The sequence below is a fragment of the Bremerella sp. P1 genome, assembly GCF_028748185.1.
In the GTDB taxonomy this organism is placed as follows: Bacteria; Planctomycetota; Planctomycetia; order Pirellulales; family Pirellulaceae; genus Bremerella.
On sequence record NZ_CP118164.1, the window covers coordinates 2,090,519 to 2,113,873 of the forward strand.

Here is a 23,355-nt window from a genome sequence, read left to right on the forward strand (position 1 = left end):
CCCACTTATTGAGGCTGGTTGCATCTCGACGTGCGGCGAACCACAATGGAACGTCCCTCTCCTTGTTTTTTTACCCCCTGACCAACTGCTGGGAGTTCATCATGCAGCGTCCCCTTGCCCACCTCATTCTGGCCGCCCTTATGGCCGTTGCCGCTCCGCTGGCCTTGTATGCCGCGGACGACTCCAAAACCTACACCACTCAGGAAGAAGCTCCTGCGTCTTACCAGCTTCAAGGCGAATACGTCGGCAAAGTAGAAGTCGACGGCGCGGAAGTGAAGTACGGCGTTCAGGTCATCGCCCTGGGCAACGATAAATTTCAAGCGGTCACCTACCCAGGCGGTCTGCCCGGCGAAGGTTACTCCGGTGGTAACTACGACGAACTGCTGAAGGTCGAAGGCACCGCCAGCGGTGGCCAGGTTGAATTCAAAGGCGAAGGCTTCGTCGCCACGCTGCACGACGGCAAGATCGAAGTCCTGGGTGAGGGCGGCGCCGACATCGGCACGCTCGAAAAGGTCGTTCGCAAGAGCCCTACCCTGGGTGCGAAAGCTCCTGAAGGTGCAATCGTTCTGTTCGATGGCTCCAGCGCCGATGCTTGGAACAACGGCAAGATCGTTCAGGAAGATCTGCTACTGGCCGATTGCGAATCGAAAGAGAAGTTCGGCGATCACACGCTGCATCTCGAATTTCGCACGCCATTCAAGCCAGACGCTCGCGGCCAGGCTCGTGGTAACAGCGGTCTGTACATTCAAAGCCGCTACGAAACCCAGGTCCTCGATTCGTTTGGCCTGACCGGTGCCGACAACGAATGTGGTGGTATCTACAAGGTTTCCAAGCCGAAGGTGAACATGTGCTTCCCGCCACTCACCTGGCAAACCTACGACGTCGACTTCACCGCGGCCAAGTACGATGCCGACGGCAAGAAGACCGAAAACGCTCGCGTTACGATCAAGCACAACGGTGTCGTGATCCACGAAGACCTGGAACTGCCAAGCAACACGCCTGGTCGTCACAAGGAAGGTCCTGAAGCGGATGCGATCTACCTGCAAGGTCATGGTAACCCGGTTGTTTATCGCAACATTTGGGTTGTGAAGAAGTAAGCGTTTTCGCACCCTGAAAGTGAAACGAGACATGGGAATTCGTCGGCCCAGCAGAGTCTTCTCTCCCAAGGATCTGCTGGCCGACTTTCCCCTCTCGGTGCGAGACACGGCCGAAACCTTGCGAAAGCTAGTGAAAGAGGCCGTTCCAGACGTTCGAGAAAAAGCCTATCCCGGCTGGCGCATCATTGGTTATCGCCAGTCGTTTTACTTTGCCTTTATCCAACCGAAGACCGACCATGTCCGGCTGGGTTTCCAATGGGGAACACGCTTGCCGGATGAGGAAGGCCTGCTCCAGGGAGAAGACCTTTCGCACATTCGATACGTGCCGTTTGAGTCGTCCTTGGATATCCCCGTCGATTCGATTACCCGCCTTGTTCAGTACGCCAGCTGCCACAAGTAAACTCTCTTTCCTTGCGAGCCAACCTGCCATGAATCGCGCTTCGATTTGCCTGCTTTTCGTTTGCCTGTTTGCCACCTCGGGCTTCGCCCAGGATGCAATCAAGCCAATCGCCCGCCGCTTGCCGGCCAAGAGCGACTACTCGCTTCCTGAGCCGACCAAGAAGAACCTGGAAGCTCGGTTGGCCGAAATCGAGAAGTTTTCCGCACCGGTGAAAGACAACCCGCTGTTCGCCGATGTCGACGTCTATCGCAAGGCCGTCGAGTTCGCCATCAAGCATGGCGAGTTCTACGGCGAAGGAGACATCAAGAAGGCCCAGGCATGCCTGACCATGGCTCGTAATCGTGCCGAAAGCCTGGCCAAGAACAGCACACATTGGAAAGAACAAACGGGCCTGGTCGTTCGCGGTTACACCAGCAGCATCGATGGCAGCTCACAGCCGTATGGCCTGGTGATTCCCAAGGACCTGGATCTTTCCAAGCCTCAGCCCCTGTACATTTGGCTTCATGGTCGCGGCGACAAGGCCACCGACCTGCACTTCATTCACGAACGCTCGACCAAAGTCGGCCAGATCTCTCCCGACGACGCCATCGTCCTGCATCCGTTCGGCCGTCAATGTATCGGCTTCAAGTCGGCCGGCGAGATCGACGTGCTCGATGCGATTGCGGCAGTAAAAGAGCAATACAACATTGACGACGACCGCATCGTGCTGATGGGTTTCTCGATGGGTGGTGCCGGTTGCTGGCACATTGGTGCCCACTATGCCGAGAACTTCGTGGCGATGAGCCCTGGGGCTGGCTTCGCCGAAACGGCCCGCTACCAAAACCTGAAGAAAGAAGACTATCCGCCCCAATACGAGCAAACGCTGTGGAAGGTGTACGACGTCCCGAACTACACAACCAACTTGTTCAATCTGCCGGTCGTGGCTTACAGCGGCGAGAACGATAAGCAAATCCAGGCTGCCCGGGTGATGGAAGAAGCCTTCAAGAAAGAAGGGCAAATGCTGACCCACTTGATCGGCCCCAAGATGGGTCACAAGTACGCCCCGGAAACGCTCACACAAATCCTGGCGATGGTGAAAGCGGCCCGAGATGAAGGTCAAGCTGAATACCCGCAGAACGTCACCATCCAAACGCCCACCTTGCGTTACGGCAAGATGCACTGGGTCGAACTTCTGGAACTGACGCGGCACTGGGAAGATAGCCGAGTCGGTGCGTTGTGGAAGTCGGACGACGAACTCTTCGTTGTCACGCTGAACGTCGCCAAGATGAAGGTCAACCTCGACAAGGCCAAGAAATTCAACCTCGAAATCGACGGCCAGAAGCTTGTCGTGAACGATGGTGCAGAACCGGCCGAGTCGATCATCCTGGTCAAGAATGGCAACGACTGGGAGGTCACCGATCGTGTGGCCTCGACTGACAAGCTGCACAAGATCCCAGGCCTGCAAGGTCCGATTGACGACGCCTTGATGGCACCCTTCCTGGTCGTTCTGCCTTCGGGCAAGTCTGAAAACGCCAAGCTCCAGCGTTGGATCGACTTCGAGTCGAAGCACCTGGCCGACCGTTGGCAGGCACTGTTCCGCGGCAAGCTTCGTACCAAGCTCGATAAAGACGTGACTGACGAAGACATTCAGAAGTACAACCTGATCTGCTGGGGCACGCCGGAGACCAACTCGATCTTGAAAAAGACGATCGGCGAGTTGCCGCTGGGATGGGACAAGAAGGAGATCTCGCTCGGCAAGCACAAGGTCGACTCGGCCAATCATGTTCCGCTGATGATCTACCCGAATCCGTTGAACCAACAGAAGTACTTGGTGATCAACAGTGGTCCGACGTTCCGCGAGAACCACGACCGCACCAACAGCCTGCAAAACCCAAAACTGCCGGACTGGGCGTTTATTGACCTTCGCCAAGACCCTGACGGCGATTCGCCAGGCAAAGTGGTTGCGGCAGACTTCTTTGACGAAGCGTGGCAGCCGTAAGCCCTTCTCAGGCTGATCTTAGCTGCCGGATCACCCGTGCTTTTCGATCTTACGCCTTCGCTGCGAATGCGCGGCGAAGGTGCGGCTCGAATGCTTCCAGCGGTGGTGTCTTCTTCTCCGGATCTTTGGCCGTATCATCCCAGATCCGGAGTTCGACGGTTGCCTGGTAATGCGGGTTGCTCTCGAACTGGGTAGCTTCCTCCGCGTCCATCGGCCCTCCTTGGAGTCTTAGGCTAATCTGTGACGGCTCGCTGAGCGTTTCATAGTATCCTGGCCGAGCCAGACACATGTATCGCTTGGCGTCGACATGCATCTTGACGGGCTCATAGGTTGCGGGGCCAAAGTGCGACTTGAGGAAGTGAAAGCCGACTCGCTCGTGATGGTCGTCGATGCCCTGATCAGGAGCGTCATCTGGCAGTTCGTGCAGTAGATGACCAATATCGTGCAGCAGTGCGGCCGCGATCAATTCGGAGGTGGCGTTGTTTTCCAGCGCCAACGTGGCGGCCTGGAGTGCGTGCTCGAGCTGGGTGACCGCCTCGTGACCGTAACCTGAATCACCGCGGGCACGCAAAAGATCGATAATCTCAGCGACGATATCTTGCGAGTCGCTCTGCTTTAAACGGCCTGGCAGGTTCATGTCCGCTTCCATCCTTTTTCCTAAGATCAGGGTGAGTCTTAGGCATACCCGGGACATGACTGTCAGTCAACATTATCGCACTGCAATAAAGAAGATGGTGATCCGTAGAGAGGGGATCAGTTCAAGAAGTCTTCGCCTTGGTGGACGCGATCGTGTTCGGGACTCTCGACGTCTTCCGGACCTTCGACACAGGGGTCTTCTTCCGTGAACGATGCCCCAATTTCGAAGCAAAGCTCATTCAAGCGGCGGCAGCGGATGACGGTGCATGTCAGACGCTGAGCGGAAGTCCAAAGAGTTACCTGTTCGCCGGGGTAGAGTTCCGTATCGTGGAGAAAACGGATGCCGCTCGAAGAAATATCGATCGAGTAGCCTACTACGTACTGATGATTCCGCGGTACCGAAGGCAACGAAGCGAACGATTCAATTAGCAACTTACCGGGACAGTACAACCGCGTGGCACGACGCATATCGAGTGCTTGCGCAGGCAGCACCCCACGGCGGTTTTCTAAGTCCGCAAATTGATCGGGCAATTGAATCCGGCAGCGAAGCCGGTCCAAGAGCAACTTCATTTTTTGCGAATAGACTGTTTCCAGCATTGATACATTTCCTGATCCAAGCCGTCCGATAGGTGTTGATCCATCATGGACAAAGCTTCGTTCAACGAATAACGAGCGCGGTACGGGCGATTACTGATCAGCGATTCAAACACATTGACCACGCTGCACAGACGTGCCCACGGGTGGATCTCATCGCCGACGGCACTGACCGGGTAGCCCTTGCCGTTGGTACGTTCGTGATGCTGATAGACGACCATCAACTGAGCATACGAAACATCGGTTCGCTTACCCAAACGTCGAAAGCCGAGGGCTGGGTGTTTTTGGGCGACGCGTTGTTCGCGTCGTTGTAGTCGGTCGTTCTTCGTCAGAATGCGTTCGCTTACTGACAACTTGCCGATATCGTGCAGAATACCGGCCGTAGCAACCGCTGTAAGTTCGTCGTTGCCGACCAGTCGCAGGTCGCGTGCCAGGGCGACCATCATGTACGAGACGTTCAGCGAATGTGTGACTGTCAGGTAGTCGTGATGCAAAAGCGAAATCAAGTCGCCGGCCGCCATGTCGTCGCGACACAGCAGTCGAACGGCGAGCGAGGAAATATTGCCTGCGCTACGCATGACTTCGTCGGTGTCGTTCGTCTGAAACGCGGAGGTGAGAAGCCCCTCAACCACCTGATTAAGCTTACCGAAGCGATCTCTGAGCGAGAGAGTTTCGTCGCGAATCAACACATCGAGCTTGCGACGAATAAACCGCTGCATTTCGTCGTGATCGATATCGGTCGCGTAAAGCCAATTGGTTTCGCTTTCGATTAGCCGCTGAAGGTCTTCCGGCTGCATCGGCAGATTTGCCGCGCGATACAGGCGCAGGCGACCGGTTTCCGAGTCTTTGCGGTAAAGATCTACGGCAGGTACCTCGTCGGCAGATAACAATGCCACAGGTATTGGCGTATAGCCGAGGCATTGAGTCGCGATGGTCGAAGTGGATGCCATGGTTCAGGACTAACCTTAAGTGTCGTACCGGGGCAAAAACACGTTGCGCCGGGTGATGCGATACTTCTCAAGATTAGGTCACAACGACAACCGGTCTGACCTCTTGGTATTGATTCCCCATGGGCTTGCGGCAAACCCACCTGCAGACAGGGCTGAACCGTTTTAGTGGTAACGGTCGTATCGATTAAGTGGCCACGCCATGGCCACCTACCTGGTCCAGATGACGATAACGGCAGCCATGCTTGCTGCACATTTGACGCAAGTAAATTGGCTTAACCACCCAGCAGCAGTTGGTTGCCGAGAATCAGCTCGATCGCTACGCGGCAAAGCATGAACAAAACGATGACGAGAATCGCCCAGGTCAGGCATTGATTCATGCGATCAACCCGCGTGAGGCCTAGCGTGTCGATCCACGAAGGAGGCGGATTTCGCTTCAAGATGCCGGGGGTCACTTTCCATAGCGGTTTGATGGCCTGCATCCCTTCGAGCCACCAACTGGGCAGTCGAAGCCAACGAAAAGGACGCACGCTTAACGGCGTCTGGTCATTCTCCAGAGTCCTCTCGACGAAGTGCCCCTGGAACCATTTGAGCATCGCATATGGCCATCCACACGGCTCCTCGCCAATAGGACTGTAAGGCCCCATGTACTCGACCAGCTTTGGGGTACGACGAAAGACCGCGTTCGCCGCGTGCAGCCTATGAATACTCCGCGTCAGGGCAATTCGCTGCAACAGGCAAACGATCATCGCGATGAAGGTGATCGAGAAAATGATTCCGTCGACACCCCCGAGCGCCAAGTAGACCCACGTAGACCGACTGCTCAGGTTGCTCACCAGCGGCTCGTAATAGTTGTCGTAGCGAAACCGCAGGAACTCATCGATTTCGTAGTCGGTGTGGGGAACCTTGAAAAAGTTCTCCGAGATCTCTTCGACTCGCTGCGGGATCGGTCGTTCGATCAGCTGCTGGGGCGACTTGGAATAGCTTCCCAGGAAGTAAGGCACGAACAAGACACAGAAAAAGAGAGTGATGATTCCCAGCTTCTTCCAGGTGTAGTTTTGCAGCAACTTGGTCCAGGGATCTTGTGCCTTGGCGTCGAACTCTCCGCCGCTGACGAACGTTTGATCCAACAGCAGACCCTGCGTTCCACGGAGGTTGCAGTCGCCCAGGTTCGCTTGCCGCAAGATGGCCGCAGTAAAGTCCGCCCCTTCGCAATCGGCACCATGAGCCGTCGCCCCGTGCAGGTTGGCTCGCTCGAAGCAAGTTTGCTTGAGAGTGGCGTTCTGCAGGTTCGCATAGCTGAGGTCGGCCTCGGTGAACGTTGCCCGATCGAGACATGTTCCATCGAAGACCACATCGGCCAAGTTGGCGCGATGAAAACTGGCTCCGGCAACATCCGACTGCATGAAATTAGCACCGGTTAACTTGGCTCGCTCAAACGATGCATCGTGACAACGGGCCTCTTTGACCTTGGCGGAGGAAAGCACTGCCCCATCTAAATTGGCATGGTCGAGCGTGACCGAGCGCATATTGGCATGGTCGAGGTTGGCATCCTGCAGCTGAGTGCTGGTCATATCGGCTTCTGCAAAATCGCAGAAGGAAAGATTCGCTTCCTGAAAGACCGCACCGGCCAGGCGAGCGCCTCGGAAGTCGCTGGCCGCGATCGTCGCGTCCCGCAGCACGGCCCCCTCGAGATGGATACCGCGCAAATCGGCGCTTCGCAGCGTGATGCCCTCAAGGTGAACCACCTTATCCTGTGGCTGTGTCCCTTCCAAAGAGTCCTGCCGCCAGTGGTTCCAGGCCTTGAAGCGGTCGGGATCGGTCTTCGGCTTACGAAGTGCCGTTTCCAGATGAACCAGATGCACCCAATCCCCTGTGAAGCTCGGATGCTTCCCCCTCAGATCGGCCAACGTGGCAGGCGTTAATTTGCCTTCGTTGTAGGCCGTCTTGGACGCGGAAGCGGATTCCGCAACAATTACCGGTGATTGCGACTTATTCATCGGAGCGATGTCTGAGGGCGGTCTTATAGACCCCACTAAGGTGTTAAGATCCTAGGATCCACCAGGATACGGCCATCGCGCAAGATTCGGTAGTCGCACTATGTGAAGATCATGTTACGACTTGTTTGCAACCCACTTTAAAGCGATAAACTGCGACCGTGCCCCCCGTTATTAATATCCAAAACGCGACGAAGCGATTCGGCCACAAGGTGCTTCTCGATAGCGCCAGTGCCGCCATCACCGACGATCACAAAGTAGGCCTGGTCGGGCGTAATGGTGCCGGAAAATCCACCCTTTGCCGAGCCATCCTAGGGGACGAAGAGCTCGAAAAAGGCGAAGTGGTCCTCCATCCTAAGACTCGCCTGGGATATCTCCGCCAGCACGATCCCTTTCATGAAGGGGAAACGGTCGTTGGTTTTTTGATGCGCGACAGCCATCAGCCCGATTGGAAGTGTGGAGAAGTCGCTGCTCGCTTTGAGATCAAAGGGGCCATGCTCGATGCCCCCGTGCACAACTTATCAGGCGGTTGGCAAACGCGTGTCAAGCTGACGGCCCTGCTGCTGCACGACCCCTCCTTCCTGATTTTGGACGAACCGACGAACTTTCTCGACATTCGTACCCAGATGCTGCTTGAGCGATTTTTGAAGAGCTACAAAGGGGGCTACCTGATCGTTTCCCACGACCGGGGCTTTCTGAAGCAAACGTGTAATGAAACGCTGGAGCTTTCGCGCGGCAAGCTGACTCTTTATCCCGGCAGCATCGAGGACTACATCGAATACCGCGACGAACGCAAGCTGCATGACGAGCGGGTTAACGCCGCGACCAAGGCCAAGGCCAAGCAGCTGCAACGCTTCATCGACAAAAACCGGGCCGGTGCCAACACGGCCGCCCAGGCGAAGAACAAGCAGAAACAGCTCAACCGGCTCGAGTACATCGAGATCGAAGAAGACGAAGCGAGTGCCTACATTCGCGTGCCGCAGGTCGACGTGAAGAAAGGGACGGCCGTCCGCTGTGAAGGACTGTCGATTGGCTATCCCGATCGCGTGGTCGCCGATGGAATCACGCTCGATATCGAACACGGTGCCCGAGCCGCGGTCGTGGGTGACAACGGCCAGGGTAAAACGACCTTTCTGCGCACGCTGGTCGGCTCTCTGGAACCCAAAGCAGGCGAAGTGAAATGGGGACACAACACCGACATCGGCATCTACGCTCAGCATGTCTACTCGACGCTGCCAGCCAACGAGACGGTGGAGGAATACCTCCTAGGTGTACGCGATCCGTCGATCAATCATCAACAGGTACTAAGCGTCGCCGGTAGCTTCCTGTTCCGCGGCGACGACGTGCAGAAGAAGGTGAAGGTCCTCAGTGGTGGTGAGCGTGCTCGACTTTGCCTCGCAGGCCTGCTGCTGGGCAAATACAACATCCTGATCCTCGACGAACCAGGCAACCATTTAGACGTGGAAACGGTCGACTCGCTGTGTGAAGCCCTGGACGATTACAACGGCACGGTCATCTTCACCAGCCACGACCGCTACTTCGTTCGCCGCATCGCAACCCAGATCATCGAAGTCAGTGGCGGCAAGGTAACCCACATCCCCAGCGACTACGAGCATTACCTCTATCGCTTGAGCCAGGAAATTGAACAGGAAGATGGCAACGAGGTCGCCGCCACGATCTCCGGTGATGGTCGCGATGCCGACCTGGCCAAGGAAGAACGCAAGCAGCGCAACAAAGAGGCCCGGGCCGCTCGCAAGGAAGTGAACAAGCTGGAAAGCAAGATCGCCAAGCTCGATGACGAACGGAAAGACCTCAACAACCAGCTGATGGCCATCACGGATCCGATCGAAGCCCAAAAAGTGCACGAGAAATTCACCGCTATCGTCGATGAAATCACGGAGCTGGAAGTGAAGTGGCTTGAGTACCAGGAACAGCTGGAAGATATTGAGGACAGCTAAAAAAAGGTAAGCCACCAAGCAGTGCCTGGCGGCTTACCTTCCAGCTTATCGCTCGTTGCCCTACGGAGTCAGGATGTGCTCGCCGCCGGCGAACTGATGATGGCAGGCATTACAACTTTGTACCATCGACTTGTAGTTCGCCGAGGCGTTTTCAAAGTCTTTGGCCTGGGCAGCACGGTAGAACTTGCCGCCAAAATCGCGGACTTCGGTGCTATGCTTGTTCCAGTCCGCGGCATCTTTCTCAGGCTGACGAATCAGGAGCAGGTTGCCTCCTTCGGCCAGAATCAGAGAACCGGCCTTCATCGCTTTCCAGCCCTGGTTGTTCTCAGGCGCCTGGGCCATGACTGGCTTTAATTGCTTGAACGTCGGCTGAAACACATACTCCATAAATTCGTGCATATCGGGTTCGACGGGAGTCGGTGCGTCCGTCGATGCTGGGGGAGCCGCGGCGATTGTCTGAACGCCAGGGGCAAAGGTCAAAGCGGCACAAGTAACAAACACAAAGCAGGAAACGATTGCGAGGGAATAACGCAAGTTCATAAGGAAACTCCTAGAAAAACAAATCATCGCGCGCAGCTGACCGACAGGGCTTAGGTATCAGCCATCACGCTTAGACAGAAACAGGAAGATAAGAGAACGACCCCTCGGTCGTTAATTCCGCAAGACTAAGAACTGGAGGTAAATCTTCGGACCAATGACTGCTTGAGCAGTGGCACCGAGCTTACAACGACCACGATCCAAAGACTCAGCGAAGGTCGAAATCGCCAGATCCGCCGATCCTTCAACGAACTGCAAGTCCATGCCCGCAAAACGGTCGTTACCACGGAGGATCGCACGATCGTGGCTTTGCTGACTACCGTAGAAATGCCAATGCCAACCACGGGGCATTTCGTCGGCTGCTTCCGCCCAATGGAATTGTTCGCGATGCCGATCTAGCTCTGCTTGCTGCATCCCTCGATGGGAATGCCCCCAAGGCAGCGGCACGACACCGGTTGTTGCCAAAATGGTAAAAATCAGAATTCGGACGAGCCAAACCAAGAGACACACGCTCCGCGAACCAGTAACAACTCGTTCTCATCTTAGTTCAAACAGGAAGCCGCTACCAGCTACCTGATCCACCCTGGGCGCGATCATCGGTAGTCGCGAGGAAAGCCAGGGACTGCTATCCTGCAAGCAGGTATGCTCGCCGCAAGCGAAGTGAATCTATCCCAAAGAGAGAACCCCTTGGACCGTCCCTGCCCTATTGCACAAGTCTATAGCGAAGTGACCCGCGCCGCGGTCCTCGGCCTCGTGGTCAACTTACTGCTGGGCGTCGTCAAGCTGACAGCTGGCATCGTTGGAAGCTCGTTTGCACTAATCGCAGATGCGGTAAATTCGATTGGCGATGTCGTCACAACTGTGGTGATCTTGTTTGCGTTGAGAATCGCTCAGCGTCCTGCCGATGAGGAACACCCCTACGGCCACTCGCGCGCAGAAGCAATCGCCGCGACGAACGTGGCCCTGCTGATTATCCTGTCAGCGGTACTGGTCGGCTGGGAAGCGATTCAGCGGATTCACATCCAACACGCAATTCCCGCCACATGGACACTATGGATAGCTGGCATCAACGTTGTGATCAAAGAAGGTCTTTATCAATACAAAGTTCGCGTGGGACGACGCACCAATTCCGCCGCCATCATCGCCAATGCATGGGATCATCGCAGCGATGCGCTTTGTTCGTTTGCCGTATTGGTTGGTTTGGGGGCGATACGATTTGGCGGCGAGGCCTGGATGCCTGCCGATGAAGTTGCGTCACTGATTGTCGCGGCGGCGATCATTTGGTCAGGGATTCAACTCTTTCGATCGGCTGCGAATGAATTGATGGACGTTCAAGCCGATCCCGAATTTCTAAACGCCATTCGCAGTGAAGCCCTGCAAGTGACTGGCGTGGAAGATGTCGAAACTCTCTGGGTCCGCAAATCGGGTCTTGAGTTCTTTGCCGACATTCACATCGAAGTCTCTCCCACGCTCTCGGTAGCCGAAGGGCACCGCATCGGTCACCGCGTCAAAGACCAGTTATTAGAAAAATTCGTGACGCTGCGAGATGTGCTTGTCCATCTCGAACCGAACGAGCCATGTGAGGCCCACGAAGACTCTTCTTAGGAAACATCCGACTAAACTCACCAGTGGATCGGCCCATAGCTGATTACCACGTCCTCCTTGTGATTGTCGAGCGTGACCTGAATCCGGCCCCACTCGTCCGGCATGATTGCCAGTCGTTTCTTTCCCTGCGTTGCCGCGTAACCGGGGCGCATCAGGAAGTTGACCACCACGTCGTTTTGCTCCGGGGCGAGGCCTTCCAACTGAACTCTCATCCCTGATCCAGTGACCTCGATTGGCAGCGGCTGCCGCGGGCTTCCCTGCGGAAAAGCCAGCGGAGCGACATCAGGCAGTTCGTAGATCGTGAAGTGTGCTTCGCGATGCCGCTTGGTTAGATGCGGCTCTAGTGCTTTGAAGATGGGTCGTTGCCGCTGCACTTCTTCCAGCGAAAAAGCGTACTGCTCCGGTTCGGCCTGCACCATCTCGAACGACTCGTGCACGATGATCCACCGGCATCCGTAAGCTTGCAGGGCCTCAAGAGGCCGGGTTTCAATGTGCTGGCGCTGTTGAATCTGTTCAGCAAGCTCGTACGTGAGCCCATCCGAGTAGCTCGAAATTGAATTCTTTCCGTAATACGACGCGAAGTTATTGGTCATCGATTGAGCGTACCGATCACCAACCCGCCGCATCGAGGCGAAGCTGTAGATACGTTCGCTGCCAAGTAGTTCTTCGGTGGTTTGTGTTATCGGAGTATACGGCAGGTCACCTTGAAAGCCAGCAGCATGATGGGCAACGAACAGGACGAGTAGGACCAAATTCAACACGGCCGCCAGCCGAAGAGTTCTCGTCCAATCGACGTAGACGGCTCCATGCACCAACATGAAGAAGGTCGCAAAGAGGACGAACTTGAAAGGATGCTGAAACTTCTCAAACACCGGCGAGTCGGCCATGATGTACCAGATCCCACCTGGCTTCCCCAGCGAACAAAGGATCGCGACGACTCCCATCGCCGCCCAGACGTTCCACTTTCGAAGCATCAATGACACCAACGCGGCCCCGAATAGCAGGCTGCCCGTATAAGCGGGATACCCTTCGCTGCCCCACAGCACGTAATTCCAAAAGCAGCTCTGCATGCTAGCCCAGGAAGTACCGCTTCGATCCACGTCATGCACAAGCTGGTACTGGGCAATCAACAGGGGCGAGGCAATGACAAATGCCAAGATTGCCGCAGCCGCCAAGGCAACCCACTTCTGCATCCAGACTCTGCTGACCGTGACCTTCGCGAGGAAAATCAGCCCGCAGAAGAACATCGTATACACCCACAACTGGGAATTGCCGGCATGAAAGTAAACGCCGCATAGAAAGCCCCACCAGGCAATGCGGCCTGGTGTCGTCGGCCGTTGGAGTAGTGCGATCGTCGCGGCCACAAGCAGCGGCAAGAAGACGAGCACGGGGTACGTGTAGTACCAAGTTCTCCCTTGAAAGATGACATAAGCCCCCAGGACAAACGAGGCTGCCGCACACGCGGCGATCAGGCTCTCGACTTTCATCCGGCAAAGTAGCACGTACGTCACCGCGTAGCCTGCCACGATGTGCAGGATGGCGTAGATCTCCATGAAGTACTGCTCCGACCCACAGAGCCGGGCAATCCAACAGGCGAGGTAGATGCCAGGATAAGTCACGGAATACGTCCCGGTAGCGAACACCGGCATGCCCATCGACTGATGCGGCGTCATCGCGGGAAAGCTGCCCGATTCAACCTGGTGAATCGAGTCGAGGATCACCGGCAGAAACTGTTGGTAGCTGTCATCAATGCCAAAGAAATAGGGAGCAGACCATTCGATGCACAGCAGCAGTCCGAAAAGGACCAACAGCCCTACCAGAAACGCAAGATGCCGACCCACGATCGCAACCAATCGCGACAGGCCAAGACGAAACAACATCCTTGTCGGCGTCGGTGTAATTGCTTCCTGTCCCTTATGGCTGCTAGTGGGTGAAAACCACGGATTGTGTCAGCGCGATACAAGGATCCTATCTTGTCCAATGAAACGACGACAAGTGCGAGTTCACGCGACGTGAAGCATTGGCATTAAAACCTAACCGCGCACCAGCGCAGCTACGGCCTCTCGAACCGGCACTTCTCCATCGGTAAGTTCGATGATCTCGCGGCGGATCTCAGGGCGTGCGATCAGTTCGGCCAGGAACGCAGCGACATTTCCCCTCGCGACTGTGCCGTAAGGGATTGCCAGGCCGGCTTTGACCTTGCCATCCCCTTCTTCGGTCACCAGCGTCGCGGGGCGCAAGATGACCCAGTCGAGATCAGTCGCGGCCAATGCGTTGTCGGCCATCCGCTTGGTACGGATGTAATGCTCAAAGCCTTCCTTGCGTTCGGCATCGCGTCGAGCGTCGGGGAACGCTGACACCAGGTAGACGCGTTTGATACCGTTGGCTTTGGCGGCATCCATCATCTTGATGACGCCGCCTCCGTCAATTGCCGTGGTGCGATCAGGCCCGCTGCCTGCAGCCCCGGCGGAAAAGACGATCACGTCGCAGTCCTTGGTCGCCGCCGTGAGGTCCTCAACCGTCATGTCAATGATATCGCCCAAGTACGCACCGGCTCCCGCGGCCGTAAGCGTCTCGGCTTGTTCCGGCTTGCGATGCAAGCCGGTGACCGCGTGCCCTGTGGCGACAAGCTTGGGTACCAGGCGCGACCCGACACCTCCGGTCGAACCGATGATAAAGACGTGACTCATGGCTTCTCCTTTCCGTTCTCAAGCTTGATGCACGATCCACTGCATCCAATTTGGGTTCCTGCATGAGCTTCCAATGGTAGAGCGCATTGCTTCATGATCATACCCACCGGCTTACGCTCGCATCTTAGGCACGTTGAACTGCGCACAAAAAAACGGCACCTCACACGAGGTGCCGTTTCTCTTTCTTCTTATGAACAGGCTCACGATTAAGCGGCAGGATCTTTACCGTCGATCCAGGGGCCTTCCAGGCTCTGATGGTCAGGATCGTTGATCGTCGAGCCCTTGTCGCCGGCTTTCCAGCCAGGCACGTGCTCAGGCTTACCACGCTCCTTGGAAACCTGCTCCCACTTCTTCGACCACGAACCATCCGCTTCGCTGATGGTCATCGTTTCGTCGTCGAAGCGATAGATCTTCCCTTCGCGGTAGCTACGAGCACCCAGGTTCACCAACACGATCGCGGCAGCACCCAAGTCTGGCGGGTTGTTGCACGACTGCGGCGTGTTGTTTTCGATCGCGGCAATCCAGTTCTCGAAGTGAGCCTTGGTTTGATCCTTCGGCGCCTCCTTCTCGGTCTTGATGACCGTCCGTTCGTACGGCAGTTCCGTCGGACTGATGTGCGTCACCTGCGGACGTTCCGGTACGAATGTGAACTCGGAAGCACTCGGGTTCTCGAACACGATCGAACCATTGTGACCACGGATCAACTGCTGCACTGGCGTTTCGGAAGCGGCCATCGTCGCGGTGACCAGGCCTTGGCAACCTTCGTTGAACTCGGCCACAACCGTTGCCACGTCCGGAACTTGGCGACCGTCGTATTCCAGATACAAACCACCACTACCGGTGATGCGAGCTGGATACCGGAGACCGGTTGCCTTCATCATCTGCGTGGTGCGGTGTACGAACAGGTCAGTGAACATCCCACTACCAAATTCCCAGAAGCGGCGCCACTGAGCAAACACGGCCCGGTCGAATGGTTGGTCTTCGGCCAAACCTTCTTCCACACCGAGGAAGCGTTTCCAGTCGATCGTCTTGGGCGTCATGTCCTTGGACAATTTGTAGTAACGCCACTGACCGATGTCGGAGTTCCGGAAGTATTCGGTCTGATACATCAGCACCTTGCCCAGCAGACCTTCGTCGATCTTCTCGCGGGCGGCATCCCAAACCGGCAGGCTGGTTCCCTGCACACCGACTTGCATCACCTTGCCGGTATCTTTCCAGACACTGACCAGTTCGATGGCGTCTTCGACCTGCTTGACCATCGGCTTTTCGCAGTAGACGTGCATGTCGCCTTTCATTGCCTCGATGGCTTGAATGGCGTGCCAATGGTCTGGCGTACCGATGCTGACGGCGTCCAGGTTTTCCTTGGCATACATCTCGCGGAAGTCGACGTACCGGGCAACCTTGCCGCCGTTTTCTTTTTCGATATAGTCGGCGGCGCGATTGCGATTGTTTTCGTATACATCACAAACGGCAACCAGTTCGATGTTGGCCCCTTCCTTGGCGATCTTGGAAAGGCTTTTCACGTGGGCACCAAAACCGCGTCCACCGACGCCGACAAAACCAATCCGCAGCTTCGAATTGGCATCGGCGGCTTGCGACTTCTGGGCGTGCATTGCAAGGGATGTGGCAGCTACACCGGCCGCCGTGGACTTAAGAAACGTTCGACGCGTAGCATCGGAAGAACTCATGAGCGATGGTCTCCATCTTTGTTAGGCAGGGGTAAAAGTGGATTCTGGCGAGGTAGATCGCATCTTCTATAAAACCAAGCCAGCCGAGCAAACGCAATATCCTATTTGCGCAAGCTTCTCTCGCTTCTCGGCAGAATCGGACGGCGAATGGGACGCAGATCGCAGATCATGATTCGATTAGTTTTCGCCAAGATTCCGAAGAAATAACCGAATACCCACCTGAGCTCAACGATTTATTACCCATTGCAAGGGATAGAATGCGATTGTGCAGCATTCCCCGTCATTGCAGCTCTTTTGTTACGCGGAGGTGGAAACTATGTCTCGTCTAATTGCCTCGATCTTGTTCGTCACACTTGTACTTTGCGTCGCTGCGCCCGCGGTTTGGGCACAAGAGGACGCAGCTCCGGCCAAGCCCGAGGAAGCAGCAGCGGTCGAAGCTGGTACGCCGGATGCTGAAGAAGCAGCGGCAGAAGAAGAGGAAGCCGCAAGCGAAGAAGCTGTCGCCAAGCCAGAAGAAGCGACTGATCCTAGCGGAGAATTGTCGGAACAACTGGAAGGAATCGCCAAGCAAGTTGACGACTCGGAAACGGCGAAAGACACGAGCGCCGGGATCCTGACACCGATTTATATGGTCGCCGAATCGCTCGAGTTCCCCGCGTTTCACTGGCTGGCCTTCGCGCTGATGCTTTCCGGCGTGATTGGTTTTGCCTTGCAGTTGGTGATCGGCAAGCTAGTGGTGTTCGCCCACTTGGGCTTTAGCCTTCGCGAGATCCTCTCCGACGTGCTCAGCTTTGTGATCAGCCTGGTCGGTTTGGTGCTGACCACGCAGGCCGCAGCCCAAAACTCGACCTTCACGCAAAGCCCGTTCGCGGTGTTGTCCGCTAGCTTACTCGGCTTGATCCTGGGGATCATGCTGTACTTCTGGGGTCAGGCACAGGAAGTCGAAGCGGTGAAAGGTCGCAAGGCCGTAGCCGCGGAAGCCAAGGCCCGCGAAAAGAAGTAATCGAGCGCCACATGTGGGTGCCGCTAACAAGCTTGGCGGCACCCTTTTCCTGCAGTGATATTATTCCATGTAAATCACTGCATTTTTCTTATCAGGGGAAAAGGAACCTGATAAAATGCCCGCATTAAGAGGTAGTCCTTACCTCTTGGTCGACCTAATCCCTCTCTTGTCTATTTTTCGAGGCGGAACCATGCTTCGCATCGCGCATGTGCCCGCGAGCTGCGTTCTGTTGTCGCTGCTTGCGTGGACCACGGCTCTTGTAGCGCAAGATACGCCTGTAGATGTGTCGGACGAAACGGCGAAGATGCAGGCGATGGCCACTCGGATCGATGAGCTGGTACAAGCCAGACTCGACCAGGAAAAGGTCCGTGCTGCACCGCTGGCAACCGATGGCGAATTCATTCGCCGTGCCTATCTCGACCTGGTTGGCAGCATCCCCACCGTCGCCCAGACGCGGGCCTACCTGGACAACGACGCCCCAGACAAACGGCAACAGTTGATTGCCCAACTGCTCAAGTCGCCGGCTCACCCAACGCACCTGGCCAACACGTGGCGAGCACTGGTGCTTGAGCCCTCGGACGATCCGCAACGTTTGCAGAACGAACAAGGCCTTCAGCTTTGGCTGCGTGGTAAGTTTAGTGAGAATGTTCGATACGATCGGCTGGTTGAAGAGTTTCTAACGGCAACTCAGGGAAGTGACGGCCCTGGCTACTTTTATGCTTCCCAAGACTTGAAGCCTGAATTGTTGGCCTCGGAAACATCTCGCATCTTCCTGGGTCTGCAACTGGAATGTGCCCAGTGCCATGACCACCCCTTCGATCGCTGGAAGCAACACGACTTCTGGGGCCTGGCGGCCTTCTTTGCTCAGCTGGAACGGCCAGCCAACGACAACATTGTTGGCTTGGGCCGATTCGACATCGTCGATCGTGATATGGGAGAAGTCACCATTCCGGAAACGGACGAGGTCGTTCCGCCAGCGTTTCCTGGCAGCAAAGCAAACTACGCTTCGTTCGGTGGCACGCGGCGTCAGCAGTTAGCTATCTGGATGGTCTCACGCGACAACCCTTTCATGCCACGGCGGGCAGTGAACTGGGCCTGGGCGCACATGATGGGACGCGGCATTGTTCACCCGGCGGATGACATGTCGCCGCAAAACCTTCCCAGCCATCCCGAGCTTCTGGATGAACTGACGCGTTACTTTATTCAAAGCGGATTCGACCTGCGACTCTTACTGCAAACGATCGCCCTGACTGACACCTATGCCCGCAGCAGCGAAGCCGTATCGGACTCGGAAGCGCCGCCAGAACTTTTTGCTCGCATGGCTGTTAAATCGCTCACCCCAGAACAGCTTTACGATGCCTTCTTAAAGGTCGGACTGCTGAAGAGTAACGTCACCATGATGCAGCAGGACGGTCAACGCAATCAATTCGTGGCACGGCTGCGAACGGCGAGCAAGGACCGTACGTTCTTCGATACCGGCATGCCGCAGGCACTGGCCGTGATGAATGGCCCGCCTGTTTCCACCGCGACTTCGCCTGAGACGAGTGGCCTGCTCAAGGCCTTGTCTGCTCCGTTCCTCTCGGACGAACAGCGATTGAACGTGCTGTTTCTGGCAGCCTACAGCCGCCCACCCAATGCCGAAGAGTTGATGCGGTACCAAGCGTTCCTGCAACAAGCAGAACCAGAGCAGCAGTCGGCAGCCCTGGGAGACGTGCTGTGGGTGTTGGCCAATAGCGCTGAATTCATGTTGAACCATTAAGGGATATCCGATGAACGCCTTGCCTCATTCGCGACGTCGATTCCTACAAACGACCGCAGGCCTGTTGGGCGCTGCCAGTTGTTCTTGGCTTCCCCAACTGGCCACCGCGGCCGGATCGGACCCGAACCGCAAGCGAAGCTGCATCTTGTTGTGGATGGCTGGCGGTCCGACGCAAACCGATACGTTTGATATGAAGCCAGGGCATGCCAACGGTGGCGAGTTCAAGGAAACGGAAACCAACGTGCCGGGCCTGCGCTTCAGCGAACACTTTGCCGGACTGGCCAAGCAGGCCGACAAGCTTGCCATTTTGCGAGGGATGAGTACCCGCGAAGGGGACCATCTGCGAGGCACTTACCTGATGCACACCGGGCAGCGACCTGGTGGCCCGCTCAATTACCCATCGATCGGTGCATCGCTTTCCAAAGCAATGCAGGACAATCAGTCGACGCTTCCCAATTATGTCGCCGTCAACCCTAGTGGCCTGCTTAGCGGCAGCGCGCTGAGTCCTGGTTTCTTAGGGCCACGTTATGCGGCGGCCACCGTGGGCACGCGAGGCGCGCCGGCTGCAGAAGGCTCGGATGAGATGGCTGACCTGGGTGTCGACTTCCTTTCGCTTCCGCCTGGCATCGACACGAAGCGGCAGGAGGCGCGGCTGGCATTGTGGAAAGACCAACAGAACCAATTCCTGGCCCGGCATCCTTCTGGGGCAGCCGAAGCGCAAGCCACGATCTTTCAATCGGCGGTTAAAATGATGCACCCCGATGCGGCCTCGGCGTTTGATCTTTCGCAGGAGTCAACCGAAGTCCGTGAATCGTACGGCAAGGGCACCTTTGGCCAAGGCTGCCTGATTGCTCGGCGTCTGGTCGAACGTGACGTTCCGTTTGTAGAAGTGACCCTAGGCGGAAATGGCCTGGGCTGGGATACCCACCAAGGCAACTTCCCCACCGTCGAACGGCTCTCGAAAGAACTCGACCAAGGCTGGAGTACTCTCCTGCGCGAATTGGCTGAGCGTGATCTGCTGGAAACGACCACCATCTGCTGGATGGGCGAGTTTGGCAGGACCCCTAACATCAACGGCACCGCTGGTCGCGATCATTTCCCCGACGCCTGGACTTGCGTTCTATCGGGCGGGGGAATCGCTGGCGGGCAGGCCTACGGTAAGACTGACGAAGCCGGCCGTGAAGTGACCGAAGGGAAGACCGAAGTTCAAGACCTGCTGGCGACACTATGCCGGGCCGTGGGTGTCGACCCGGCGACCGAGCACTATTCGCCTCAGGCCCGTCCTATCAAGATTTCGGAAGGGACTTCCATCGATCAGGTTTTGGCGTAACATGCGAGCGATTCTTTCCACCTTCGTTTGGCTCTCCCTGGCAGTCGTCATTGGCGGATGCAACCAGCGCGTCGCCAAAGCACCTCCAGCCAAGCCTGCCCCGCCTGTGGCCGTAACTCCGACGGTTGATCCAATCGATTTGATTTCCCTGGAAGAGATGGCCGTTCCGGAGGCAGGCCTGCCGTTCGAGCTGGAACCGTACGTCAAGCCGCAGCGTCTACTTGTCTTCACGTCGCAGGGGCCGATCCGCGTGGATGTGCTACTTTGGATCGACGACAAGCCGTACGATCACGCCCTGGAAGAACTGGTTGATCATGTGCTTGCCTTGGCCGATGCTAACCAGGATGGCAAAGCGACCTGGGATGAATTGGCCAACCAACCGGAACTTCGCAGTGGTCAGTTTGGCAACCTTTCGTTCGAGGATCCGCGGCAACGAAAACAAAACATCGATCGATACGACACGAACCGCAACGGCTGGGTCGATCGTGCCGAAGTGCCCCGCATGGTTAGTCGCAGCAGCGCACGAACTGAGGCATTCTCCGTTCGCCGAACGTCGTACGCTGTGGATCGCAGTCGAACCGATTCCCCCATGCGGCAACTGCTCGACGAGAATGGTAACGGGGTGATCGACAGTGACGAAATTACCTCGGCTGCCAATCGACTTCGCTTGCGTGATCTGGACGACGACGAGCTTGTCACCCCAATGGAATTGATCACAGCTTCCGGTGACTCGATGGACGATATGTCGCGACGAGGTGATCGACGCCGCTTCTTTGGCGGGCAAGGCATGTTCACCCTGGACGAAAATACCCCATGGAATGATCTACGTTATGCCATGCAGGAGAACTACGAACGCGGCGGGCAGCTTCAGCTTAACAAGTTTCCCCAAGACAACCTGTTGCATACGATCGATGCCGACGCCGATGGTGTGCTGAGCAGCGAGGAACTTCCCAAGCTGGCCAGCCTGCCTGCCGAGTACGAACTGACCATTCGCTTTGGTGGCGACGAGGATAAGCGGCGGATGGTCATGCTTCCTGCCAAAAAGTCTTCTGCCGAGCCGATTACCAGGTCCAACGAGGTAGCCGTTAATCTGGGTTCCGACTGGCTGGTCTTTCGTGTGCGGGACAATGTCGGCTCCTCGGGTGCCACGCTACAAGCCGAGAACCTGTTACAAGTTTATGACGGTAACCAGGATGGCTATCTCGAGGACGATGAATTGCCAGAGGAAGGCACCAACATCAACTTTGCCATGGCCGATAAAGACAAAGACGAGAAGCTGTACGTCGAGGAAATCGAAGCGGCACTGCTGCAGCGGAACTGGATTCAGCGTTGCCATATTTGCCTGCAGGGCATCGACGGAGATGACCCCCTGTTTCGTGCGATCGACCCAAATCGAGACACTCGGCTTTCAGCTCGGGAACTCAAGCAACTCGAGTCCGAGCTAGGCGGGATGGACGTCGACCAGTCGCACGCCATCGAATTTGACGAGATCCCGGCGCTCTTGGTGTTCGAGTTCTTCCGAGGAGACCAAGACGATAACCTGCAAGCGCCTCAGCTTTACAATCAGCCGCAAGACTCGACAGCCACCAATAGCCTGACCCCGGCATGGTTCCAAGGCATGGACTACAACGGCGATGGCGATATCAGTCTGCGTGAATTCCTCGGTACCCCAGCGCAGTTCTCGACATTAGATACCGACCAAGATGGCTTCATCACCGACGCCGAGGTCCTCTCGAGCCCGGACCTATTCTAGGGCCCACCTGTGGTGGTTGGCAGTGCCGAATCCGGCCTCCATCCTCCCCCCGAAAGCACCGCAGGCATTGCCTGAAATATTAACGTTTTGTAAATATGACCACTCAAAAGACGTAAGGGCTTTCTTTAGCTGAGGTTATGCCAGAAGATTAACTTTCGCTGGAATTGCCCTAAATCCCCGAGAAAACCACCGATTCCTTTCTGAATTGGCCATACCGCGGAGAGCTTTTCCGAGTGTTAGCGCATTGTTAATGCGAATTTCTCCCCCATGCGAAATCGTGGTGCCATTGGATCACCTCCGATTTTGTTTGCCCTGCTTCTTGAAGGATTTGACCTGATGTCCCGTTGCCACCTATTCGTGCTTACTTCGCTCCTGGCGTGTCTCTGCCCTGGTGTGTTGATGGCTCAGTTGCAAGTCGACCCAAAACTGCCGGAATATAAGCGAGTTTCGGGTGTCTCGGGTACGATCAAAAGCATCGGCTCCGACACGATGAACAACATGATGACCCTGTGGGCCGAGGGCTTCCAGGAGATCTATCCGAACGTTCAAATCGAGATCGAAGGCAAAGGCTCCTCGACTGCTCCTCCAGCCCTGATCCAAGGCACGGCAACCTTTGGTCCCATGAGCCGTCCGATGAAGGCCAACGAAATCGACGACTTTGAAAAGCGATACGGATACAAGCCAACTGAACTGGGCACCAGCATCGACATGTTGGCCGTCTACGTGAATAAGGACAATCCAATCGCAGGCCTGTCGCTACCTCAGGTCGATGCGATCTTCTCGACCAATCGCAAAGGCGGTGCCGACAAGGACATTACACGTTGGGGAGAACTTGGCCTGCAGGGTGCATTCGCCCAGTCGCCAATCAGCCTGTATGGTCGCAACTCGGCTTCCGGCACCTATGCGTTCTTCAAGGAAAACGCCCTGTTTGGCGGCGACTACAAGCCGTCGGTCAAAGAACAGCCTGGTAGTTCTTCGGTCGTGCAAGGCGTCGCAACCGATAAGTTCGGCATCGGCTACAGCGGTATTGGTTACAAGACGTCGGACGTTCGTGCTCTGCCACTTTCGGTCGAAGGCACCGACTTCGTGGAAGCGACTGCCGAAAACGCCGACGACTATCCACTGTCGCGTTTCCTGTTTATCAGCGTGAACCATCGCCCCGGCAGTGAGCTCGATCCACTGCGTCGTGAGTTTTTGAAATACATCTATAGCCAACAAGGACAGAAGGCCGTCGTGAAGGACGGCTATCTGCCCATCCCCGCTGTGATTGCGGAAGTCCAGCTGGAAAAGGTCGGCATCAAGAACTGATCCTTCACCTTGCTACCGCAAGAGCTCCGCAGCTTGATGTCGCCAAGTCGACTTGAGAGTCGCGGAGCTTTTTCC

The 23,355-nt window shown here is 56.2% G+C and carries 19 protein-coding genes; 10 read left to right on the top strand and 9 right to left on the bottom strand.

Annotation, left to right across the window (positions count from 1 at the left end; genetic code table 11):
- Positions 1 to 101 precede the first annotated feature (101 nt).
- Genes PSR63_RS08610 through PSR63_RS08620 form a run of 3 tightly spaced genes read left to right on the top strand, consistent with a single transcriptional unit; the run spans position 102 to position 3,475 of the window.
- Positions 102 to 1,097: a 3-keto-disaccharide hydrolase gene (locus tag PSR63_RS08610; protein ID WP_274332435.1), complete on the top strand. Its 996-nt coding sequence runs from the start codon at positions 102 to 104 to the stop codon at positions 1,095 to 1,097.
- A 31-nt stretch (positions 1,098 to 1,128) separates the two neighbouring features.
- Positions 1,129 to 1,497: a DUF1801 domain-containing protein gene (locus PSR63_RS08615; protein WP_274332437.1), complete on the top strand. Its 369-nt coding sequence runs from the start codon at positions 1,129 to 1,131 to the stop codon at positions 1,495 to 1,497.
- Between the two features lie 28 nt (positions 1,498 to 1,525).
- Positions 1,526 to 3,475 (top strand): prolyl oligopeptidase family serine peptidase, encoded by a 1,950-nt coding sequence (locus PSR63_RS08620; RefSeq protein WP_274332438.1) that lies wholly within the window; start codon positions 1,526 to 1,528, stop codon positions 3,473 to 3,475.
- Positions 3,476 to 3,524: 49 nt separating this feature from the next.
- On the opposite strand, the gene PSR63_RS08625 is transcribed toward PSR63_RS08620, so the two are convergent.
- From PSR63_RS08625 to PSR63_RS08640, 4 genes are all read right to left on the bottom strand, one after another.
- On the bottom strand, positions 3,525 to 4,124 hold the full coding sequence (locus PSR63_RS08625; RefSeq protein ID WP_274332440.1) for an HD domain-containing protein: 600 nt from the start codon (positions 4,122 to 4,124) through the stop codon (positions 3,525 to 3,527).
- A 104-nt stretch (positions 4,125 to 4,228) separates the two neighbouring features.
- On the bottom strand, positions 4,229 to 4,708 hold the full coding sequence (locus tag PSR63_RS08630) for a PilZ domain-containing protein (protein ID WP_274332442.1): 480 nt from the start codon (positions 4,706 to 4,708) through the stop codon (positions 4,229 to 4,231).
- Positions 4,678 to 5,655 carry an HD-GYP domain-containing protein gene (locus tag PSR63_RS08635; protein WP_274332444.1) on the bottom strand — a complete coding sequence of 326 codons (978 nt, stop codon included), beginning with the start codon at positions 5,653 to 5,655 and terminating at the stop codon, positions 4,678 to 4,680. The genes PSR63_RS08630 and PSR63_RS08635 overlap by 31 nt, the downstream gene beginning before the upstream one ends.
- A gap of 272 nt (positions 5,656 to 5,927) precedes the next feature.
- A complete protein-coding gene (locus PSR63_RS08640) occupies positions 5,928 to 7,652 on the bottom strand; it encodes a pentapeptide repeat-containing protein (RefSeq protein WP_274332446.1) in 1,725 nt (574 codons plus the stop codon).
- Between the two features lie 158 nt (positions 7,653 to 7,810).
- Here PSR63_RS08640 and PSR63_RS08645 point away from each other — a divergent pair, with 158 nt between their 5' ends.
- Positions 7,811 to 9,607 carry an ABC-F family ATP-binding cassette domain-containing protein gene (locus PSR63_RS08645; protein WP_274332448.1) on the top strand — a complete coding sequence of 599 codons (1,797 nt, stop codon included), beginning with the start codon at positions 7,811 to 7,813 and terminating at the stop codon, positions 9,605 to 9,607.
- A gap of 60 nt (positions 9,608 to 9,667) precedes the next feature.
- On the opposite strand, the gene PSR63_RS08650 is transcribed toward PSR63_RS08645, so the two are convergent.
- Together PSR63_RS08650 and PSR63_RS08655 are read right to left on the bottom strand one after the other, a co-directional pair.
- Complete coding sequence (locus PSR63_RS08650; protein WP_274332450.1) at positions 9,668 to 10,147, bottom strand: hypothetical protein; 480 nt, start codon at positions 10,145 to 10,147, stop codon at positions 9,668 to 9,670.
- Positions 10,148 to 10,258: 111 nt separating this feature from the next.
- The gene (locus PSR63_RS08655; protein ID WP_274332452.1) at positions 10,259 to 10,645 is read right to left on the bottom strand and encodes a hypothetical protein; all 387 of its coding nucleotides are present in this window, start codon (positions 10,643 to 10,645) and stop codon (positions 10,259 to 10,261) included.
- A gap of 186 nt (positions 10,646 to 10,831) precedes the next feature.
- Between PSR63_RS08655 and PSR63_RS08660 the strand changes: the two genes are divergently transcribed.
- Positions 10,832 to 11,749, top strand: coding sequence for a cation diffusion facilitator family transporter (locus PSR63_RS08660; protein ID WP_274332454.1), 918 nt, complete (start codon positions 10,832 to 10,834; stop codon positions 11,747 to 11,749).
- Between the two features lie 17 nt (positions 11,750 to 11,766).
- Here the strand turns inward: PSR63_RS08660 and PSR63_RS08665 are convergent, their stop codons facing one another.
- The 3 genes from PSR63_RS08665 to PSR63_RS08675 all read right to left on the bottom strand — a co-directional run bounded on the left by PSR63_RS08665 (position 11,767) and on the right by PSR63_RS08675 (position 16,127).
- A complete protein-coding gene (locus PSR63_RS08665) occupies positions 11,767 to 13,629 on the bottom strand; it encodes a hypothetical protein (protein ID WP_274332455.1) in 1,863 nt (620 codons plus the stop codon).
- A gap of 153 nt (positions 13,630 to 13,782) precedes the next feature.
- Positions 13,783 to 14,439: an SDR family oxidoreductase gene (locus PSR63_RS08670; protein WP_274332456.1), complete on the bottom strand. Its 657-nt coding sequence runs from the start codon at positions 14,437 to 14,439 to the stop codon at positions 13,783 to 13,785.
- A gap of 206 nt (positions 14,440 to 14,645) precedes the next feature.
- Positions 14,646 to 16,127: a Gfo/Idh/MocA family oxidoreductase gene (locus tag PSR63_RS08675; protein ID WP_274332457.1), complete on the bottom strand. Its 1,482-nt coding sequence runs from the start codon at positions 16,125 to 16,127 to the stop codon at positions 14,646 to 14,648.
- A gap of 316 nt (positions 16,128 to 16,443) precedes the next feature.
- Here PSR63_RS08675 and PSR63_RS08680 point away from each other — a divergent pair, with 316 nt between their 5' ends.
- The 5 genes from PSR63_RS08680 to PSR63_RS08700 all read left to right on the top strand — a co-directional run bounded on the left by PSR63_RS08680 (position 16,444) and on the right by PSR63_RS08700 (position 23,280).
- On the top strand, positions 16,444 to 17,130 hold the full coding sequence (locus PSR63_RS08680; RefSeq protein ID WP_274332459.1) for a hypothetical protein: 687 nt from the start codon (positions 16,444 to 16,446) through the stop codon (positions 17,128 to 17,130).
- Positions 17,131 to 17,245: 115 nt separating this feature from the next.
- Positions 17,246 to 18,889, top strand: a complete 1,644-nt coding sequence (locus tag PSR63_RS08685; RefSeq protein ID WP_274332461.1) for a DUF1549 and DUF1553 domain-containing protein — start codon at positions 17,246 to 17,248, stop codon at positions 18,887 to 18,889.
- 10 nt (positions 18,890 to 18,899) lie between these two features.
- Entirely contained in the window at positions 18,900 to 20,219 is a 1,320-nt protein-coding gene (locus tag PSR63_RS08690; protein ID WP_274332463.1) for a DUF1501 domain-containing protein, read from the top strand.
- 1 nt (position 20,220) lies between these two features.
- Positions 20,221 to 21,972: a hypothetical protein gene (locus PSR63_RS08695; RefSeq protein ID WP_274332465.1), complete on the top strand. Its 1,752-nt coding sequence runs from the start codon at positions 20,221 to 20,223 to the stop codon at positions 21,970 to 21,972.
- 336 nt (positions 21,973 to 22,308) lie between these two features.
- The gene (locus tag PSR63_RS08700) at positions 22,309 to 23,280 is read left to right on the top strand and encodes a PstS family phosphate ABC transporter substrate-binding protein (RefSeq protein ID WP_274332466.1); all 972 of its coding nucleotides are present in this window, start codon (positions 22,309 to 22,311) and stop codon (positions 23,278 to 23,280) included.
- Positions 23,281 to 23,355: the final 75 nt, after the last annotated feature.

What these genes read in the sequence shown, in the direction of transcription:
- PSR63_RS08610 (WP_274332435.1), top strand. Translation starts at nt 102, where the DNA reads ATGCAGCGTCCCCTTGCCCACCTCATTCTGGCCGCCCTTATGGCCGTT.
- PSR63_RS08615 (WP_274332437.1), top strand. Translation starts at nt 1,129, where the DNA reads ATGGGAATTCGTCGGCCCAGCAGAGTCTTCTCTCCCAAGGATCTGCTG.
- PSR63_RS08620 (WP_274332438.1), top strand. Translation starts at nt 1,526, where the DNA reads ATGAATCGCGCTTCGATTTGCCTGCTTTTCGTTTGCCTGTTTGCCACC.
- PSR63_RS08625 (WP_274332440.1), bottom strand. Translation starts at nt 4,124, where the DNA reads ATGGAAGCGGACATGAACCTGCCAGGCCGTTTAAAGCAGAGCGACTCG.
- PSR63_RS08630 (WP_274332442.1), bottom strand. Translation starts at nt 4,708, where the DNA reads ATGCTGGAAACAGTCTATTCGCAAAAAATGAAGTTGCTCTTGGACCGG.
- PSR63_RS08635 (WP_274332444.1), bottom strand. Translation starts at nt 5,655, where the DNA reads ATGGCATCCACTTCGACCATCGCGACTCAATGCCTCGGCTATACGCCA.
- PSR63_RS08640 (WP_274332446.1), bottom strand. Translation starts at nt 7,652, where the DNA reads ATGAATAAGTCGCAATCACCGGTAATTGTTGCGGAATCCGCTTCCGCG.
- PSR63_RS08650 (WP_274332450.1), bottom strand. Translation starts at nt 10,147, where the DNA reads ATGAACTTGCGTTATTCCCTCGCAATCGTTTCCTGCTTTGTGTTTGTT.
- PSR63_RS08665 (WP_274332455.1), bottom strand. Translation starts at nt 13,629, where the DNA reads ATGTTGTTTCGTCTTGGCCTGTCGCGATTGGTTGCGATCGTGGGTCGG.
- PSR63_RS08670 (WP_274332456.1), bottom strand. Translation starts at nt 14,439, where the DNA reads ATGAGTCACGTCTTTATCATCGGTTCGACCGGAGGTGTCGGGTCGCGC.
- PSR63_RS08675 (WP_274332457.1), bottom strand. Translation starts at nt 16,127, where the DNA reads ATGAGTTCTTCCGATGCTACGCGTCGAACGTTTCTTAAGTCCACGGCG.
- PSR63_RS08680 (WP_274332459.1), top strand. Translation starts at nt 16,444, where the DNA reads ATGTCTCGTCTAATTGCCTCGATCTTGTTCGTCACACTTGTACTTTGC.
- PSR63_RS08685 (WP_274332461.1), top strand. Translation starts at nt 17,246, where the DNA reads ATGCCCGCATTAAGAGGTAGTCCTTACCTCTTGGTCGACCTAATCCCT.
- PSR63_RS08690 (WP_274332463.1), top strand. Translation starts at nt 18,900, where the DNA reads ATGAACGCCTTGCCTCATTCGCGACGTCGATTCCTACAAACGACCGCA.
- PSR63_RS08695 (WP_274332465.1), top strand. Translation starts at nt 20,221, where the DNA reads ATGCGAGCGATTCTTTCCACCTTCGTTTGGCTCTCCCTGGCAGTCGTC.
- PSR63_RS08700 (WP_274332466.1), top strand. Translation starts at nt 22,309, where the DNA reads ATGTCCCGTTGCCACCTATTCGTGCTTACTTCGCTCCTGGCGTGTCTC.